The 15,424-nt window shown below is 52.6% G+C and carries 16 protein-coding genes; 11 read left to right on the forward strand and 5 right to left on the reverse strand.

Annotated elements, in window-relative coordinates; translation table 11 throughout:
* The first annotated feature begins 60 nt into the window (after positions 1-60).
* On the forward strand, positions 61-933 hold the full coding sequence (locus tag CWE23_RS00670) for a hypothetical protein (protein WP_126819124.1): 873 nt from the start codon (positions 61-63) through the stop codon (positions 931-933).
* A 16-nt stretch (positions 934-949) separates the two neighbouring features.
* Complete coding sequence (locus tag CWE23_RS00675) at positions 950-1,798, forward strand: hypothetical protein (RefSeq protein ID WP_126819125.1); 849 nt, start codon at positions 950-952, stop codon at positions 1,796-1,798.
* A gap of 6 nt (positions 1,799-1,804) precedes the next feature.
* Here CWE23_RS00675 and CWE23_RS00680 read toward each other — a convergent pair whose 3' ends face one another.
* Positions 1,805-3,082, reverse strand: coding sequence for an acetyl-CoA hydrolase/transferase family protein (locus CWE23_RS00680; protein ID WP_126819126.1), 1,278 nt, complete (start codon positions 3,080-3,082; stop codon positions 1,805-1,807).
* Between the two features lie 159 nt (positions 3,083-3,241).
* Between CWE23_RS00680 and CWE23_RS00685 the strand changes: the two genes are divergently transcribed.
* Positions 3,242-3,844: a methyltransferase family protein gene (locus tag CWE23_RS00685; protein WP_105306271.1), complete on the forward strand. Its 603-nt coding sequence runs from the start codon at positions 3,242-3,244 to the stop codon at positions 3,842-3,844.
* Between the two features lie 169 nt (positions 3,845-4,013).
* Positions 4,014-4,304: a hypothetical protein gene (locus CWE23_RS00690; protein ID WP_126819127.1), complete on the forward strand. Its 291-nt coding sequence runs from the start codon at positions 4,014-4,016 to the stop codon at positions 4,302-4,304.
* 7 nt (positions 4,305-4,311) lie between these two features.
* Here the strand turns inward: CWE23_RS00690 and CWE23_RS00695 are convergent, their stop codons facing one another.
* Positions 4,312-4,701: a glutaredoxin family protein gene (locus tag CWE23_RS00695; protein ID WP_126819128.1), complete on the reverse strand. Its 390-nt coding sequence runs from the start codon at positions 4,699-4,701 to the stop codon at positions 4,312-4,314.
* A gap of 152 nt (positions 4,702-4,853) precedes the next feature.
* Between CWE23_RS00695 and CWE23_RS00700 the strand changes: the two genes are divergently transcribed.
* A complete protein-coding gene (locus tag CWE23_RS00700; RefSeq protein ID WP_126819129.1) occupies positions 4,854-6,086 on the forward strand; it encodes a permease in 1,233 nt (410 codons plus the stop codon).
* Here the strand turns inward: CWE23_RS00700 and CWE23_RS13830 are convergent.
* Together CWE23_RS13830 and asnA are read right to left on the reverse strand one after the other, a co-directional pair.
* The gene (locus CWE23_RS13830) at positions 6,083-6,847 is read right to left on the reverse strand and encodes a CLCA_X family protein (protein ID WP_198678790.1); all 765 of its coding nucleotides are present in this window, start codon (positions 6,845-6,847) and stop codon (positions 6,083-6,085) included. The two genes, CWE23_RS00700 and CWE23_RS13830, sit on opposite strands and share 4 nt — an antisense overlap.
* 12 nt (positions 6,848-6,859) lie before the next feature.
* Positions 6,860-7,840 carry an aspartate--ammonia ligase gene (gene asnA, locus CWE23_RS13835; RefSeq protein ID WP_158682658.1) on the reverse strand — a complete coding sequence of 327 codons (981 nt, stop codon included), beginning with the start codon at positions 7,838-7,840 and terminating at the stop codon, positions 6,860-6,862.
* Between the two features lie 143 nt (positions 7,841-7,983).
* Here asnA and asnC point away from each other — a divergent pair, with 143 nt between their 5' ends.
* From asnC to CWE23_RS00735, 6 genes are all read left to right on the forward strand, one after another.
* On the forward strand, positions 7,984-8,454 hold the full coding sequence (asnC, locus tag CWE23_RS00710) for a transcriptional regulator AsnC (RefSeq protein ID WP_105306267.1): 471 nt from the start codon (positions 7,984-7,986) through the stop codon (positions 8,452-8,454).
* Between the two features lie 118 nt (positions 8,455-8,572).
* Positions 8,573-11,209 carry a M14 metallopeptidase family protein gene (locus CWE23_RS00715; RefSeq protein ID WP_105306266.1) on the forward strand — a complete coding sequence of 879 codons (2,637 nt, stop codon included), beginning with the start codon at positions 8,573-8,575 and terminating at the stop codon, positions 11,207-11,209.
* Between the two features lie 127 nt (positions 11,210-11,336).
* Positions 11,337-11,507: a DUF1328 family protein gene (locus CWE23_RS00720; protein ID WP_105306265.1), complete on the forward strand. Its 171-nt coding sequence runs from the start codon at positions 11,337-11,339 to the stop codon at positions 11,505-11,507.
* Between the two features lie 119 nt (positions 11,508-11,626).
* Positions 11,627-13,300 (forward strand): carbon starvation CstA family protein, encoded by a 1,674-nt coding sequence (locus CWE23_RS00725; RefSeq protein WP_105306264.1) that lies wholly within the window; start codon positions 11,627-11,629, stop codon positions 13,298-13,300.
* Positions 13,301-13,314: 14 nt separating this feature from the next.
* The gene (locus tag CWE23_RS00730; RefSeq protein ID WP_105306263.1) at positions 13,315-13,587 is read left to right on the forward strand and encodes a cory-CC-star protein; all 273 of its coding nucleotides are present in this window, start codon (positions 13,315-13,317) and stop codon (positions 13,585-13,587) included.
* Positions 13,588-13,619: 32 nt separating this feature from the next.
* Positions 13,620-14,639, forward strand: coding sequence for an ArsA family ATPase (locus tag CWE23_RS00735; protein WP_126819130.1), 1,020 nt, complete (start codon positions 13,620-13,622; stop codon positions 14,637-14,639).
* On the opposite strand, the gene CWE23_RS00740 is transcribed toward CWE23_RS00735, so the two are convergent.
* Complete coding sequence (locus CWE23_RS00740; RefSeq protein WP_105306261.1) at positions 14,603-15,364, reverse strand: hypothetical protein; 762 nt, start codon at positions 15,362-15,364, stop codon at positions 14,603-14,605. The two genes, CWE23_RS00735 and CWE23_RS00740, sit on opposite strands and share 37 nt — an antisense overlap.
* Positions 15,365-15,424: the final 60 nt, after the last annotated feature.

Genomic DNA, 15,424 nt, shown 5'->3' on the forward strand with positions numbered 1-15,424 from the left:
ATAAAGGTATGTTGTATTTTTGTGACAGCAACAATAACTCATACTTATTAGGATATAACGATGTTGCCAAGTTCGCTTTGCCGCACTGTCATGCTCGTCACCACGTTGACTATCGCGTTGTGCAGCTCCGCTGTATCGGCCGATGAACCCGATATCCGTTTTGGTGTCAATGCAGCACCGCCGTTTCATATTCCTGAGGCCCTGCAAAGCAAGCTTAACACGCCGCCCGGTTTTTGCGACGAGTTAGTGGCATCAGTACAACGACATTTACCGGAATTATCCGTTGAAGTGGCTTATTTGCCCCACATTCGCATTCGTCGGTTGATGAAACGCGAGCAAAATTTGTGTTTTCCCTGTTTAATTAAACGCACATCGTACAATCCCGATTATTACTTTAGTGATACCGTCAATTTGTATGCGCCCCATGGGGTGATCACCCGCAAGTCACTGGCGGAAAAACTCATTGCCCGCTACGGCTCACCACTGAGTTTCGAAACTCTGGCACAACAGCCGGAGCTGCGTTTTGCGCAACCCAGCGGCAGAAAGTATGGCGATATTCAGCCGATCCTCGACCAGTACTTAATTGACACGCCGCAGCATCGCTCGGTGTTCGGTGAAAACTCGGTGTTTAATCTAATGGCAATGATTGCCGCCGACCGGGTCGACTACACCATTGATTATGAAATGATGATTCATTTTTACGAGCAATTGGACAACGAAGCAGACTCCGAAAAATTGATCTATATTCCTATTAAGGAATATCAACAGCGTCCCATTATTGGTGCCATTGGCTGCGCTCGCAACGAGTGGGGTAAAAAAGCCATCGACTCCATTAACCGGATGTTACCGGCGATTGCCGGCGATGAAACATTCCAGCAACGACTGGATTTCTGGTTAGGTAGCGACAGACCCAGAGTAAAAACCAGTGACTGAGTCACGGGAGGTGATTATGAAGCTGATACCGACAGTACTGCTATGCGGGATGCTGGCACTGGCTAATAAGGCTCATGCACTGACCCACCCCGAGCCGGGGAAACCGCATGAGATCATTTGGGGTATCAACGTGGCACCACCCTTTCATATCGCCAATGGCGATTATGAGGGTGAAGGCATCTGTGATGTGCTGGTTGATGTTATGCAGGATCAGTTGCCGCAGTTATCGCATCATATTCGCCGCTTACCCGCGCGCCGTATCACCTTGTTAATGAAACGGGAAAAAAATCTCTGCTTTCCTTGTCTGATTAAGCGCTCCAGTTACAACGCCGAATTTAACTACACCGAGACCACCCACAAGTATCCACCGCACGGCATTTTAGCGCACACTAAGGCCGCCAAACACATTATTGACCGCTACGGTAACCCGGTGTCCTTCGAAGCACTGGCGCAAGATACCGACTTTCGTTTTGCGCAACCCATCGAGCGACGTTATGGTCAACTGCAGCCGTTACTGGATAAACACCTTATCGGCCAGTCCCATTACCGGATTGTTACCGGCGATGATGCACAGGTTAATTTAATGACCATGCTGCTGAGTCAGCGAGTTGATTACACGATTGATTACGAAATGATCAAACGCTATTACGATACCACGCATCAGCGTTCCAGCCAGGAGCAACTGGTGTTTCTGCCGATTAAGGAGTCGCAGGGACAAAGTATCGAAGGCGCCATTGGTTGCAGTAACAATGACTGGGGACGGCAGGCCGCCGCCAGTCTCAATGCCGCCATCAGTGATTTGCAAAACAATGAAGCGTTTCAACAGGCACTGGATGTGTGGCTGGGTAAAAACCGCCCGAAATAAGCTGAGTTAAATACTCAGCCCCCAGTCATCGTACGCTTCGCGGGCCAGTTGCTCGCGAAACTGCGGCGCAGCAATAGCGATCAGCGACCGCGCCCGCTCGATCATACTTCTGGCGCGTAAGTTTGCGATACCGTACTCGGTGACGATGTAATGCACGTGTGCACGAGTGGTGACCACACCGGCTCCCGGCGCCAGCAGTGAACTGATGCGTGACACTTTTCCGCCACAGGCCGTTGACGGCAACGCGATGACCGAGCGACCACCCTCAGACAGACTCGCGCCACGGACGAAATCCATTTGCCCGCCAACGCCAGAATAGATTTTTGTGCCAATGGAATCGGCGCACACCTGACCACTGAGATCCACCTGTAAGGCGCTGTTTATTGACATCACCTGACTGTTCTGGCGAATCACCGAAGTGTCATTGGTGTACTCAACATCGAGGAAAAACACCTCTTGGTTGTCATCGACAAAGTCGTACAACTTCTGTGAGCCCATCGCAAACGTGGTCACGATCCGTCCCGGGTGTTTGCGCTTGCGGGAATTATTGATGACGCCCTGCTCCACCAATGGCAATACCCCGTCAGAGAACATCTCAGTGTGGATACCGAGGTCCTTATGGTGACCCAAGCACGCCAGCGTCGCGTCCGGAATCGCTCCAATCCCCATCTGCAGGCAGTCGCCGTCGTTAATCAGGCTGGCCACCTGCTGACCAATTTTTTGCGTGGTCTCGCTTTGTGGCGGCTGCCGATGTTCCGGTAACGCAGCCTCTTCGACGAAATAACGATCAAAGCGCGACAACGGCACCAAGGCATCGCCGTGCGTGCGCGGCATTTTCGGGTTAACCCAGGCAATCACTTTGTCGGCTACCTGTAACGCCGCACGAGTGGCCTCTACCGAAATACCGAGACTGCAGTTACCGTGTTTATCCGGTGCCGATACCTGCACGATCGCGGCATTTAGCGGTTGTTCACCCGAGCGGAATAATTTTGGGATTTCCGACAGGAAAATGGGTACATAGTCCGCCAGACCGTCGTTAACCGCCTGCCGCGTTGAAGCGCCAACGAAAAAGGCGCGTTGTCGCAAATGCCCCTGCAACGAAGGGTCAGACAACATTTCGCTGAATTCGGTATGCAGTTGCAGTACCGTCAGATTGCGACGGCTCAGCGCAACGGATTTAAGTCCTTCCAGTAACCGGTAAGGTGTGGCAGCCATCGACTGGCACCAAATAACGTCGTTGTCCTTTAAAATTGAAAGCGCTTGTTCTGGCGTATTAACTTGCATGGTGTGTTCCTGTCTGATTACAACGTTGGCTTAAGCATACCACATTAACCCTATTAACCGTGTGGTCAAAAGGGGTACCTCTTTTAATTTTTGACTTACATCTTATGGCGAAATCCGTACAATCAAATCTATCGAAATTTTAGAACAACTGGAGTTATTGTGGTTGACGCAGACACCCTCTCGCGGTTTTTTCTGGCGATTTATTTTTTGCTCATCGGGGTACACTACACCCATGTCGCGTTAGGCCGGGCAGCCCGTTCACGCCAGTCTCATATTAATAGCGGCGCGCCGCGCAGCAGCGCCTGGTGGGTACGGCAAACGTTCAATTTTTTTCGCAGCTTTATTTTAATCTTGTGTGTGGCTCGGTTGTTTTTCCCGGTCGATGGCCTACTGCTGCGCTTTGATGCCTTGTATCAACTGCCGGTAGTGGCCAGTGGTGTTGGCCTGATGCTGGTGTCGCTCGGCATCATCAGCTACGTGCATGCCTACATGGGCGACCAATGGCGTTCCGGCATCGACACAAACAGCGCGACGCTACTGACGGATGGCCCCTACCAACGCAGCCGCAATCCGATGTTTATCGGCATTATCCTGGGTCAGTTAGGTTTTTTTCTGGCGCTGCCCAGTGCCTTTACGCTGCTGTGCCTGATCGCCGGTGCAAGCGCTCTTGTGGTTCAGTCAAAGAACGAAGAAGCCGCGCTGGCACAGCTGTTCGGGGAGCAATACCGCCGTTACCAAGCGCAGGTTCCGCGGTGGTTTTAGCGCTACTTTAACAAATAATATATTGTTGAACTTTAATTTGAAGAATTTCAATAAGATTGATTTTTTGGCGCCATTTTTACGTGGCAAAGCCGGGGTAATCCAAATTTCTTAACTACACTTATTAACAAGTAGTTAACCTTGTTAATGCTCTTTATAGGAGGGTGTGGTTATGGAGAATTATCGGGTAAAACCCCATTCAGGAACCACGGTTTTTTATCTTACCACCGCGATGATGTACCTCGCGCTGGGGTTATTGGCGCTGTCGCCCATTGCCATTATTTGGCTGGCCGCCGACTGGTTGCACGACGTATTTCGCGAGTCCGGTACGGTACTGAGCAGTAATCCGCGACTCTATACGGTGTTAACCATCATTGCCGTTTCTGCTGTTGCCACTCTGATTGCCGACAAAATTTATCATCGGGTGAAAGAACAACAGAAACGACAGCTTGAGCACATTTAACCGCTGTTTATTGGCCGAAGCGTTGACTCAGGTACGCGTTAATGTCGTCGGATTCATACAGCCACTCGACGCTGCCATCGTCTTTAGTGATGCGCAGGCACGGTACTTTCACGCGCCCGCCGCCCTGCTCCAGTTCCTGGCGGTGGGTTGCGTTGTGTTGCGCATCGCGGGTTTCGATGGGTAACGACAGTGACGCCATGTGTTTGCGTACTTTGATGCAAAATGGACACGTTTTAAATTGGTACAACGCTAACTGACGACAGGCTGCGGCCACCTGCTGTTGTTCCTGCTCGCTTCGCTCAACACCTTTTGGCGTCGTTAACTTCTCACCAAGCAGCATAAATGGCGTCAAAATTAAGCGCACCAACCTGAAAAAATACCGGATCACTATTCGCATCGCTGACTACCTCTTGTTGAAATCCGCGGCAAGGTTACCACATTGCAGCAAACCTGATAAGTTCATAGACGTCGTGCCAAAGTAACCTAATTTGGTCATTTGTCAGTAGGTAATAAGACAGGATTGCCATTTGCTGAATTCAAGGAGGGTTTATGGAAGCCTTTTTAGCGCGCTGGGGCGAAGCCGCTTACACCAGCCTGGGTTTCTTCTGGATGGCGCTGTGGGCGTTTATCCTTGGTTATCTCATCAGCAGTTTGATTCAAGTATTGATTACCCGCAAACGCATGCGCCAGTCGATGGGTGGCAATAACCTAAAGTCGGTGTCGCTGGGGTCATTTTTTGGCTTTATTTCCAGTTCCTGCAGCTTTGCTGCGCTCGCCACCACCCGCGCGCTGTTTAATAAAGGCGCGGCCTTCAGTGCCTCCATGGCGTTTCTGCTCGCCTCCACCAACCTGGTGATTGAACTGGGTTTTGTGATCGCCATTTTTCTTGGCTGGCAATTTGTGGTGGGCGAGTACGTCGGCGGTATTCTGCTGATCCTGTTTGCCTGGCTGTTTATTACCCTGACCAACCCAACGCAGTTAATTGCCAAAGCCCGTGATAAAGAAGCCGACGACGAAGATGACAGCGACGGCAGCTCGCTGTCCGATCTGTTGTCGTTACAAACCTGGCATCAGGTGGCGATGAAGTTCGTGATGGAATGGCAAATGGTATGGAAGGACGTGCTCATTGGTTTTACCGTTGCCGGCATTATATCGGCGTTTGTCCCCAGTGCCTTTTTCGAATGGCTGTTTTTAGGGGTTGGTTCGGAGCAGGAACTGGGCTTTTGGTCGGTGTTGCAACAGGCCGTGGTTGGCCCGATAGCGGCATTTTTCACCTTCATTGGCTCGATGGGTAATATCCCGCTGGCGGCCGTGCTGTTCGGTGAAGGGGTCGCATTTGCCGGGGTGATGGCCTTTATATTCTCGGATCTGGTGGTGTTGCCGGTACTGCGCATTAATGCCCGTTACTACGGCTGGAAAATGTCGCTTTATATCGCGCTGATGCTGTTTGTATGCCTGGTGGCCACCGCCTTGGTGATGCACTATGGTCTGCTGAGCCTGGATTTGCTGCCATCGCTCGACAACTGGAGCTCGCCAAAAGAGCAACAGCACTTTAGCCTTAACTACGGTTTTGTGCTGAATGTGATATTCCTGCTGATGGCCGCGGTGTTGGTTAAGTTTTACCGCGACCACCAGCGTCGGCATCAGGGTCATCACCACCATCATGACCATGATCATGGCGGTGGCGGCCGCAGCCTAAGTCAAACGGTGCTGCTGGTACTGAGTGGCATCAGCGTATTATGGCTGATCGGTGGCATGCTGGTGTACCTGCTATCCGCTTAAGCCGATAACGCCAGGCCAAGTTGCTGAAAGTAGTCAAACCAGCATTCAGCAACTTGGTTTTGCACGGCGATGGGTGGATAAAGCCCGGCTTTGGCCATGTCACTCTGTTGCGTCCCGGACACCAGAAAATGGTTCTTTAACGGTTGCCGTTGCATAATCGCTTCGAAACAACGCGCCGCCATTTCTTCAGGCATGGCAAAATACTGACTGCCGAGGCGTTTGTCGTAGGCCGCACAATGCTGCATAAAGTCACTCGGCTGACGTCCGTCAGCGGACAGAAACAAGCGTTTAAATGCCAGGCTTAAACATTGATTGAGCGAATGGCCGTTAAGCGCCTCCGAATACAGCCAATGCCGCGATGCAAACCGCAGCGGCGGCGGATCGTCCTGGAACATTTTGGCACAGACGTAATGATCAAAGGCATGAAACCATTCGTGCGCCAAACTGCCGCCACCGGCGTTTTTCGCCAGCGCCAACACCCGCCCATTGGGCAGATAATGAGCGGCAGCGCCCGGGCGACCACCGATACCGTAATGCAACGCCAGCGTTCCGCGCAGCGACAGCACCTGGTTCGGTACCTGCAGTAATTGCTGTAAATCGCATAACGCATCGAAAAACAGGTTAGCGGCTCGCTGTTGCTCGGCGGCGGTTACCCAGCGTCCAATTCGCACCGAGTAGAAGCCGAACAGCTGCACGATGTCAGCAAAACTGACATCGGCGCCACCACGGTGCTCTGGTCCATTTCGAAAATACTCTCGCATTCGCAAAGAATATCATAACGCGCCCTGAATCGCTTGCGGCCACACGCTGCAATGGGTTTTGGCAATGTGATCCAGTTGCAGCAGTTGCATCACCACCCGCGATTGTCCAATCCCCCCGCCGATGGTAAGTGGCAGCTCGCCGGTTAACAATGACTGGTGCCAGGGCAATTGAGCGCGGTGCTGCTGACGACTCAGTTGTAATTGTCGCACGAGGGCGTCGGCGTCTACCCGAATGCCCATCGACGACAGCTCGAGTGCATCGTCAATGGCCTCGTGCCAAACCAGCAAATCGCCGTTTAAGCCGGTGCGACCGTCATCAGCGATACTGCTCCAGTCGTCGTAATCCGGCGCTCGGACATCGTGCGCCTGGCCATCCGTCAACGGACTGCCGATGCCCATGATAAAAACACTGCCGTGTTCGCGGGTAATCGCCCGTTCGCGCTGCTTTGGCGTCAATTGTGGGTAGCGCTCGGCCAGCTCCTGACTATGAATGACGTGCAGCGACGGTGACAAACAAGCGGGTACGCCAAATTGCTCGCTAAGCCGCTGTTCGGTGCGCTTCAGCGCTGCATAAATGGTCGCCACCACCTGCTTTAAATACTCGCTGCTGCGCTGGGTTTCGCTGATAACCTGCTCCCAGTCCCATTGGTCGACATAAACCGAATGTTTGGCACCGAGGCTGTCTTCATCGGGGCGTAACGCCCGCATATCGGTAATGATGCCTTCACCTACGGCAAAGCCGTATTTGGCCAGCGTCTGTCGCTTCCATTTTGCCAGTGAGTGCACCACCTCAAATTGCTTCTCCGGAATGGCTTTGACACGGACCGCAACGGCCTGCTCGTGACCGGATAAATCATCCTGGATGCCGCTGCCCTGCTCGCTCAGGATCGGAGCTTCGACGGCCACCAGGTTCAGTGCCTCGGCCAGTTGCCCACTAAAGGTTTGTTTAATGGTGCGGATGATGGTCTGCTGTCGGACAAAATCGGTGATCATATTGGCTTCCTTAATCGTTAACGGATTTTTATCTAGTTTTTATCCATAAACAGATTTAATTCAATAGCGTTAACCAAAAATACCTTTACAGGATAGATATCTTCAATTTAAATAGATTAAAACTGAATATTATTTAAATTATTATGAAAAATAGCCCCGAAACTTATCAAATCGACAATTTGGACCGTGCCATCCTGCAAACCCTGATGCAGGACGCTCGCAGACCTTACAGTGAAATTGCCAAACAGCAGCAGGTCAGTCCCGCTACCGTGCATGTGCGGGTAGAAAAAATGCGCAACGCCGGCATCATTGCCGGTACCGCGCTAACAGTGAATGCCAAACGGCTGGGCTATGATGTCTGCTGTTTTATCGGCATCACCCTGCGTCATGCCGGTGACTACCCCCGTGCCATTGCCAAACTGGAAGCGCTCGAAGAAGTGATTGAAGCCTATTACACCACCGGCCCCTACAACGTTTTTATTAAAATCATGACGCCGTCCATCGATGACCTGCAGCATGTGCTCATTCATCGTATTCAGGCCATCGACGAGGTGCAGTCAACGGAAACGCTGATTTCGTTACAACAGCCAATTCAGCGCTCCATTCAGCCCTGATAACCGTTAACGAGCACAGCGCCCCGTCGCACAGATAAAACAAAATACCGAAAAAACATCCCTTTGGCGGTTCAGTTTGTTATGGTTGAGGGCAAATAAAACCAAGGGGAACACAACTATGTTACGTAAGCTTGTTCGTGGCATCAGCGCCATCGCGCTGGTCAGTGTGGCGTTACCGTCACTGGCAGCCACTAAAGATCTGTCGTACTATCTGCCGACGGATGTCACCTACGATCCATCAATTACCAAACCCTCTGAAATCCTCGGCCACGAAGTGGGTGAATGGCACGCTCGCCATGACCTTATCGTGCGCTATATGGAAGTGTTAGCCGAAGAGTCTGACCGCATTACTTTTGAAGTTACCGGTCGCACCCATGAACAGCGCCCGCTGGTGCTGCTAACCGTAACCGCACCGGAAAACCACCGCAATATTGATGACGTGCGCGAGCGTCACCTCGCCGCCGCTGACCCGGATCGGGATGCCGACCCGGACAATACGCCATTGGTGATGTACATGGGTTACAGCATCCACGGTGATGAATCCAGCGGCAGTAACGCCGCGCTGGTGTTTGCCTACTATCTGGCCGCCGCTCAGGGTGAAGCCATCGAACAAGTGCTGGCCGACTCCGTCATCCTGCTGGATCCGTCGTTTAACCCGGACGGTCTTGCACGTTTTGCCCAATGGGCCAACCAACACCGTGGACAGAACCTGGTCGCCGACCCGGAACATCGTGAACACGTGCAGCCGTTTGTGCGTGGCCGGGTCAACCACTATTGGTTTGATATGAACCGTGACTGGTTGTTGCTGCAACATCCGGAATCACGCGCCCGTGTGGCGAATTTCCAGAAGTGGAAGCCGAACGTACTCACCGACTTCCATGAAATGGGCACCAACAGCACGTTTTTCTTCCAGCCGGGTATCCCGTCGCGGAAAAATCCGATCACACCGGATGAGAACGTACGTTTAACCGAGATTCTGGCGGCAGAGCACGCCGACTCACTGGATGAATTCGGTAACCTGTATTACACCGAAGAGTCGTTTGATGACTTCTATTACGGTAAAGGTTCGACCTATCCTGACGTTCAGGGTGCTGTGGGTATTTTGTTTGAACAGGCATCCAGCCGTGGTCACCTGCAGGACTCGGTCAACGGCGAAGTGGAATTCCCGTTTACCATCCGTAATCAGTTTATTACCTCACTGAGCACCATTTATGGCGCCCACAAGAACAAAGCGCGCTTTATTCAGTTTCAGGAAGACACCTATGACCGCTGGATGGAAATGGGTGACGATGCCAACTTTGACGGCTACCTGATTGGCGACAGCAGCGATGCTAACCGTCTTGAGGGGCTGCTGGATATTCTTAAGCAGCATGACATTAAAGCCTACCGGGTTGAGAAAACCATTGAGACCGACGGTAAGCGCTACGAAGCCGGCCGCAGCTATTTTATCCCGGCTGAGCAGCCACAGTTTGGTCTCATCCAGGGTATCTTCAGCACCCGTAAGAGCTTCCCGGACAACACCTTTTACGACGTGTCCGGCTGGACTCTGCCGTTGGCGTTTAACCTGCAGTTCTCGCAGTACCGCGGCCGTATCAGCCTGGCGGATCAGGCCTGGGACGCACCTCAACGCGAAACCCTGACGCTGGCCGAAGACGCCTACGCCTATGCGTTCGACTGGAACGACTACCTGGCCCCTGGCTTGCTGCAATCGTTACTGGAGCAAGACATTCATGCGCGTCAAAGCTTCAAGCCACTGAGCGTGGAAACCCCCAATGGTCTGAAGCAGCTGAGCGCCGGCTCTATCGTGGTTACCCGCGCTTATCAGCAACACGACTGGGCGGATGTGCAGCAGGTTCTGGCGGACGAAGCCGCGCAACGTCAAATTGCCGTGGTATCGATCGAGTCCGGCCTGACCCCTGAGGGCATTGACCTTGGCAGCCGCAACATTCAACCGGTGGAAGAACCGTCAGTGATGATGCTGACCGGTGACGGCGTGAATTTGTATGAAGCCGGCGAAGCCTGGTACTACTTCGACCGCCACGTGGGTATTCCGGTATCGATGGTTGATACTGACCGCCTGGCACGCGTTAACCTGAACAACTATTCTCACATTCTGCTGGTTGACGGCAGCTACTACACGCTGGGTGAGCGTGAGCAGCAGCAACTGCAACAGTGGGTGAATCAGGGCGGCGTTATTATCGGCCAACAAGGCGGTGCCGAATGGCTGGCGAAGAATGACCTGTTGCGCGCCCAATGGGTTGCTGAGGAAACCTTCGAAGAAGCCTTTGACAGCACCGGCTTGAGCTATGGCGAGCGCGATGACTTTTACGCCAAACGTCGTGTTGCCGGTGCCATTTTCAATATGGATGTGGACACCTCTCACCCGTTACTGTTTGGTTTCCCACGCGGCAGCATGCCGGTGTTCAAAGACGAGTTGAATGCCATGGAAGTGCCGCAAAGTCCGTTCATCAGCGTTGCTCGTTACAACCAGCAGCAGCCGTTGCTGAGCGGTTATGCCGATGAGCGCAACCAGAACGTCCTTAAGGGTAAATCCAACATCGTTGCTCACCGCTTAGGGGCTGGCCACGTTATCGGCTTTGCCGACAACGTTAACTTCCGTGCCTTTTTCTGGGGCACCGCTAAGCTGTTGAGTAATGCCGTGTACCTGGCGCCGGCGATTGAAGCCTACGCTAAACCGATTGAAGACAAAAAAGCCGCCGACGAAGCGGCTGCTGAAGCGGCACACGCACACTAAGCTGCGGTTCCGTTAACAACCAGCCGCCACAGTAACCACTGTGGCGGCTTTTTTTATGCCGGTTTGATCTTTTTCGAGTTTCTCTACTACTGTTATATAGAATCGTTAAAAAACAGAGGAATTCAATATGTTGCGTTGGGTACTGATCTTTTTAGTCGTCGCCATCATCGCCGGTATTCTGGGCTTTAGCGGTATTGCCGGTGCGGCAGCTGAAATTGCGAAAATTATTTTCTTTATCTTTATTATTCTATTGGCCATCTCACTTATTGGTAGCTTTTTGCGCCGAAATCGCCGATGAACAAAACCATTACTGTCGTCTATTAGACCTTGGTCGGATGCCTTCCGTTATTGAGTATGCGTTACACTAAGGGCACTTGACCAAGGTTTTTTACTGTCTATCAATAAGAGGCACAAGCCATGAACGCAATCGTAGTGATGCTTCTGGGTTTGGGCGCTATGTTTCTCGGCTATGTATTTTATTCAAAATTCATTGCCGAAAAAATATACAAGCTCGACCCTAACTTCAAAACCCCGGCACATGAATTCGAAGACGGTGTCGACTTTGTCCCAACCAACAAGTACGTCCTCTGGGGCCACCATTTTACCTCCGTAGCGGGCGCCGCCCCCATCATTGGTCCGGCGATTGCCGTTATCTGGGGTTGGGTGCCGGCATTTTTATGGGTTGTTTTCGGTACGATCTTCTTCGCTGGTGTGCATGACGCCGGTGCTATCTGGGCATCTAACCGCAACAAAGCCCGTTCAATGGGTAGTCTCACCGGTGATGTGGTCAGCAAGCGCGCACAAACGCTGTTTATGATCGTCATCTTCCTGGTGTTGCTGATGGTAAACGCGGTCTTTGCCACCGCCATTGCCGGACTTTTGATCAACTTCCCAAGCGCGGTCATTCCGGTCTGGGGTGCCATCTTTGTGGCACTGATCATTGGCCAGGTGATCTTCCGTAAATGGATGGGCTTGGGCGCCGTATCCGTGCTCGGTGTGATTGCGCTCTATATCCTTATCTGGGTTGGTCCGTCGGCACCGCTGGCGTTGCCGGAAATGGCACTGGGCTTGTCCGACAATGCGCAATGGATCCTTATTCTGTTCGGTTATGCCGCAATTGCGTCACTGCTGCCGGTGTGGATGTTGTTGCAACCGCGTGATTACATCAACGGCCTGCAACTGTTCATCGGCTTAATCCTGCTGTACGGCGCGGTACTGCTGCTGGGGCCTGATATGACGGCACCGGCGTTCAACAGCAATACCCCGGAAGGCACACCATCGATGTTACCGTTGCTGTTCGTCACCATTGCCTGCGGCGCGATCTCCGGTTTCCACGGACTGGTGGCTTCCGGTACCACCTCGAAGCAGTTGGATAAAGAAACCGACCTGCGCTTCGTCGGCTACTTCGGCGCTATTGGCGAAGGGTCTCTGTCACTGGCAACCATCATTGCTGCCTGTGCCGGTTTCGCAACATTGGCAGACTGGGAAGCCGTTTACACCTCGTTTGGTCAGGGCGGTGTGTCGGCCTTCGTCGAAGGTGGTGCTAACATCATCAGCCAGGGTATCGGCCTTGACGTCGGTATTGCCGAAACATTGTTAACGGTTATGGCAGTATTGTTTGCCGGTACCACCATGGATACCGGTCTGCGTTTGCAACGCTATATTTTCCAGGAATGGGGAAATATTTACGACATTTCACTGATCCAGAAACCATTGGTCGCGACCTTACTGGCGGTTGGCAGCTGCTTGCTACTGGCCTTTGGTGCCGGCGGTGCAGATGGTTCCGGTGGTCTGCAAATCTGGCCGCTGTTTGGTACCACCAACCAGTTGTTGGCCGGTCTCACGCTGATGGTGATCACGGTCATGCTGGTGCGGCTGGGACGTCCTATGTACGTAACCTTATTGCCGCTGATTTTCCTGCTGATCATGACCGTGTTCGCATTGATCATTCAGTTGCAAGGATTCTATCAGGACGAAAAATACTTCCTGTTCTTCCTTGATATTGTGGTTCTTGTAGCAGCGGTATGGATTATTCTGGAAGCGACAGCTACGCTTTCTAAAGTCAGCAAAGAGAACAAGCAACAAGGCTAAACAGGAGCAGTAACATGAACATTCATTCGATTCGACAATGGTTTGGTCGTGCCGGCGAGTTGATGAATGAGTTTTACAACGCGCCCTACCGCTCCGCCATTGCGCGGGCCAAGCGCGATGAGGATGATTTGTTCATGTTGCTGGTGTTTTCCGAAATGATGGGCGTGCCGAATCCGGCCGCCTACTACACCCTGGAACTGCAACCCTTAATGCTCGAACGCTTTCATGAATGGCATCAGCGGATGGGCATGGAACACTCGCCACTGGATAATTTCCGCTGCTGTTAAGCTCATTTCTTAATCGCTAAACGGGATCCCATATGACCCAACTTCTTGACCGCAAAGTTTTGCTCGTCGGTGGTAAGGGCGGTGTCGGAAAAACCACGGTTTCTTCGGCGCTGGCATTACTGGCTACCCGTAACGGCAAAAAAGTACTGGTGGTTTCCACCGATCCGGCTCACAGTCTGGCCGATGCCTTTGGGCAGCCCATCGGTGATGAGATCACCGCCATTTCAGAGCGGCTGGACGCGCTGGAAATCGATCCTGACCGCGAAGTGCGCGAACACATCGCCCGCGTTACTCAACAAATGAAGCGGTTTACCAAACCGGAATTATTTCCCGAGGTAGAACGCCAGATGCGACTGTCGCAACAGTCGCCCGGGGCGCAGGAAGCGGCGTTGTTAGAGCGTATTTGTCAGATCATTGAACAGGCGGAGCACGATTACGATCTGCTGATTTTTGATACTGCACCGACCGGCCATACGCTGCGCTTACTGACCTTACCCGAGGCGATGGCGGCCTGGACTCAGGGCATGCTGCGCTCGCAACAACGTTCCGAAGAGTTTGAAGGGGTTCTCAAACACCTCGCTCCCAAGGCCGGCAAGGATGTCGCCAATCCCATGTCTAACCCTGAGCAACACGCCAGCGACGGTATGACGGATCGTACAAAGGCGATCACCGAGCAACTGCTGAACCGACAACGGTTGTTTCAGCGCACCCGACGGCTGCTAAAACACCCTGACTATACCGGAATTTTATTCGTATTAACCCCTGAGCGCTTGCCCATTCAGGAAACCGACCGCGCGCTGGCGGCATTAAGCCAGGAACAGTTGCCGATTGCGGGGGTGGTGATTAATCGCATTTTGCCGGATGACGCCGACGGTGCGTTTCTTGCGAAACGACGTCAACAACAGGTCAGTTACCTGCAGGAAATTGACCAGCGCTTTAAACGCTGGCCAATGTATTCGCTGCCCCTGCTGGCCGAAGACCCGCAAGGGCTCAGTGGCCTGGAAAGCTTTGCTGATCAGTTGCTCAGCGCCGGTTTTTCTAATACCGAATAATCGCGGTAGGTGCGCACGGTGTGATTGTTAAAGTCTTTAAAGTATAAATAGCTGCCGGCCATCTGCTCTTCCGTGCGGCGTGGCACAAAATAGGTGTGTTGGCCCTGTTGCAGTGGCATCAGTTCGATGGTCAGTTGGAACCGCTCAAGCGTTACCGACATGGCTGGCGAAAATTCTTCTTTGAGCCCCACCGTCAGACCCTTAATTTGCCGGCTGTTGTCAGCATCCAGGTAGAGAAAGCCTTGCAGTTTATCGTTATGTTCACTGAATTTATCCAGTTGCGGCGTAAAGCTGAAAGCAGCCACCGGCTCGCCCTGCCACTGTTGTTCGCCGGCATACGCCAGAGTTTGCGGTTGTATCAGGTCGCTTAATGACAGCTTTACACTCTGTTGATCGCCCTGCTCTTCGTCGTCCGGTTGTTGTCCTGACTGCCATTCGTCGTGCTTCATTTGTGCGTATTCACGCAAGCGTTGTTCGCTGGGTGCCTGGCCGTTTTCGGCCAACAACTGCCAGCCGTGATCATCAGTGTCTGCCTGATAGCGCTCAAGCAACGTTCGCTCGCCAAACTGCGACAGCCTCTCATAGGCCAGTTGCAGACCTTTTTGTTGCTGTAACTGCGCCACTGCTTGTTTGGCGTCAGCCAATTCGATGTCCTTGGCGACCACCGCCGGCACCAACAGCAACAGCCCGGATACCCCGAGCCATAAGGTTTTCAGTGTTGTCATCGCAATCCGTCTCTCTTTATAGTAAAAGCCAATCGATCGAAATCCCTAATTTAGCACGTA

It is taken from the genome of Idiomarina aquatica (assembly GCF_003987185.1).
In the GTDB taxonomy this organism is placed as follows: Bacteria; Pseudomonadota; Gammaproteobacteria; order Enterobacterales; family Alteromonadaceae; genus Idiomarina; species Idiomarina aquatica.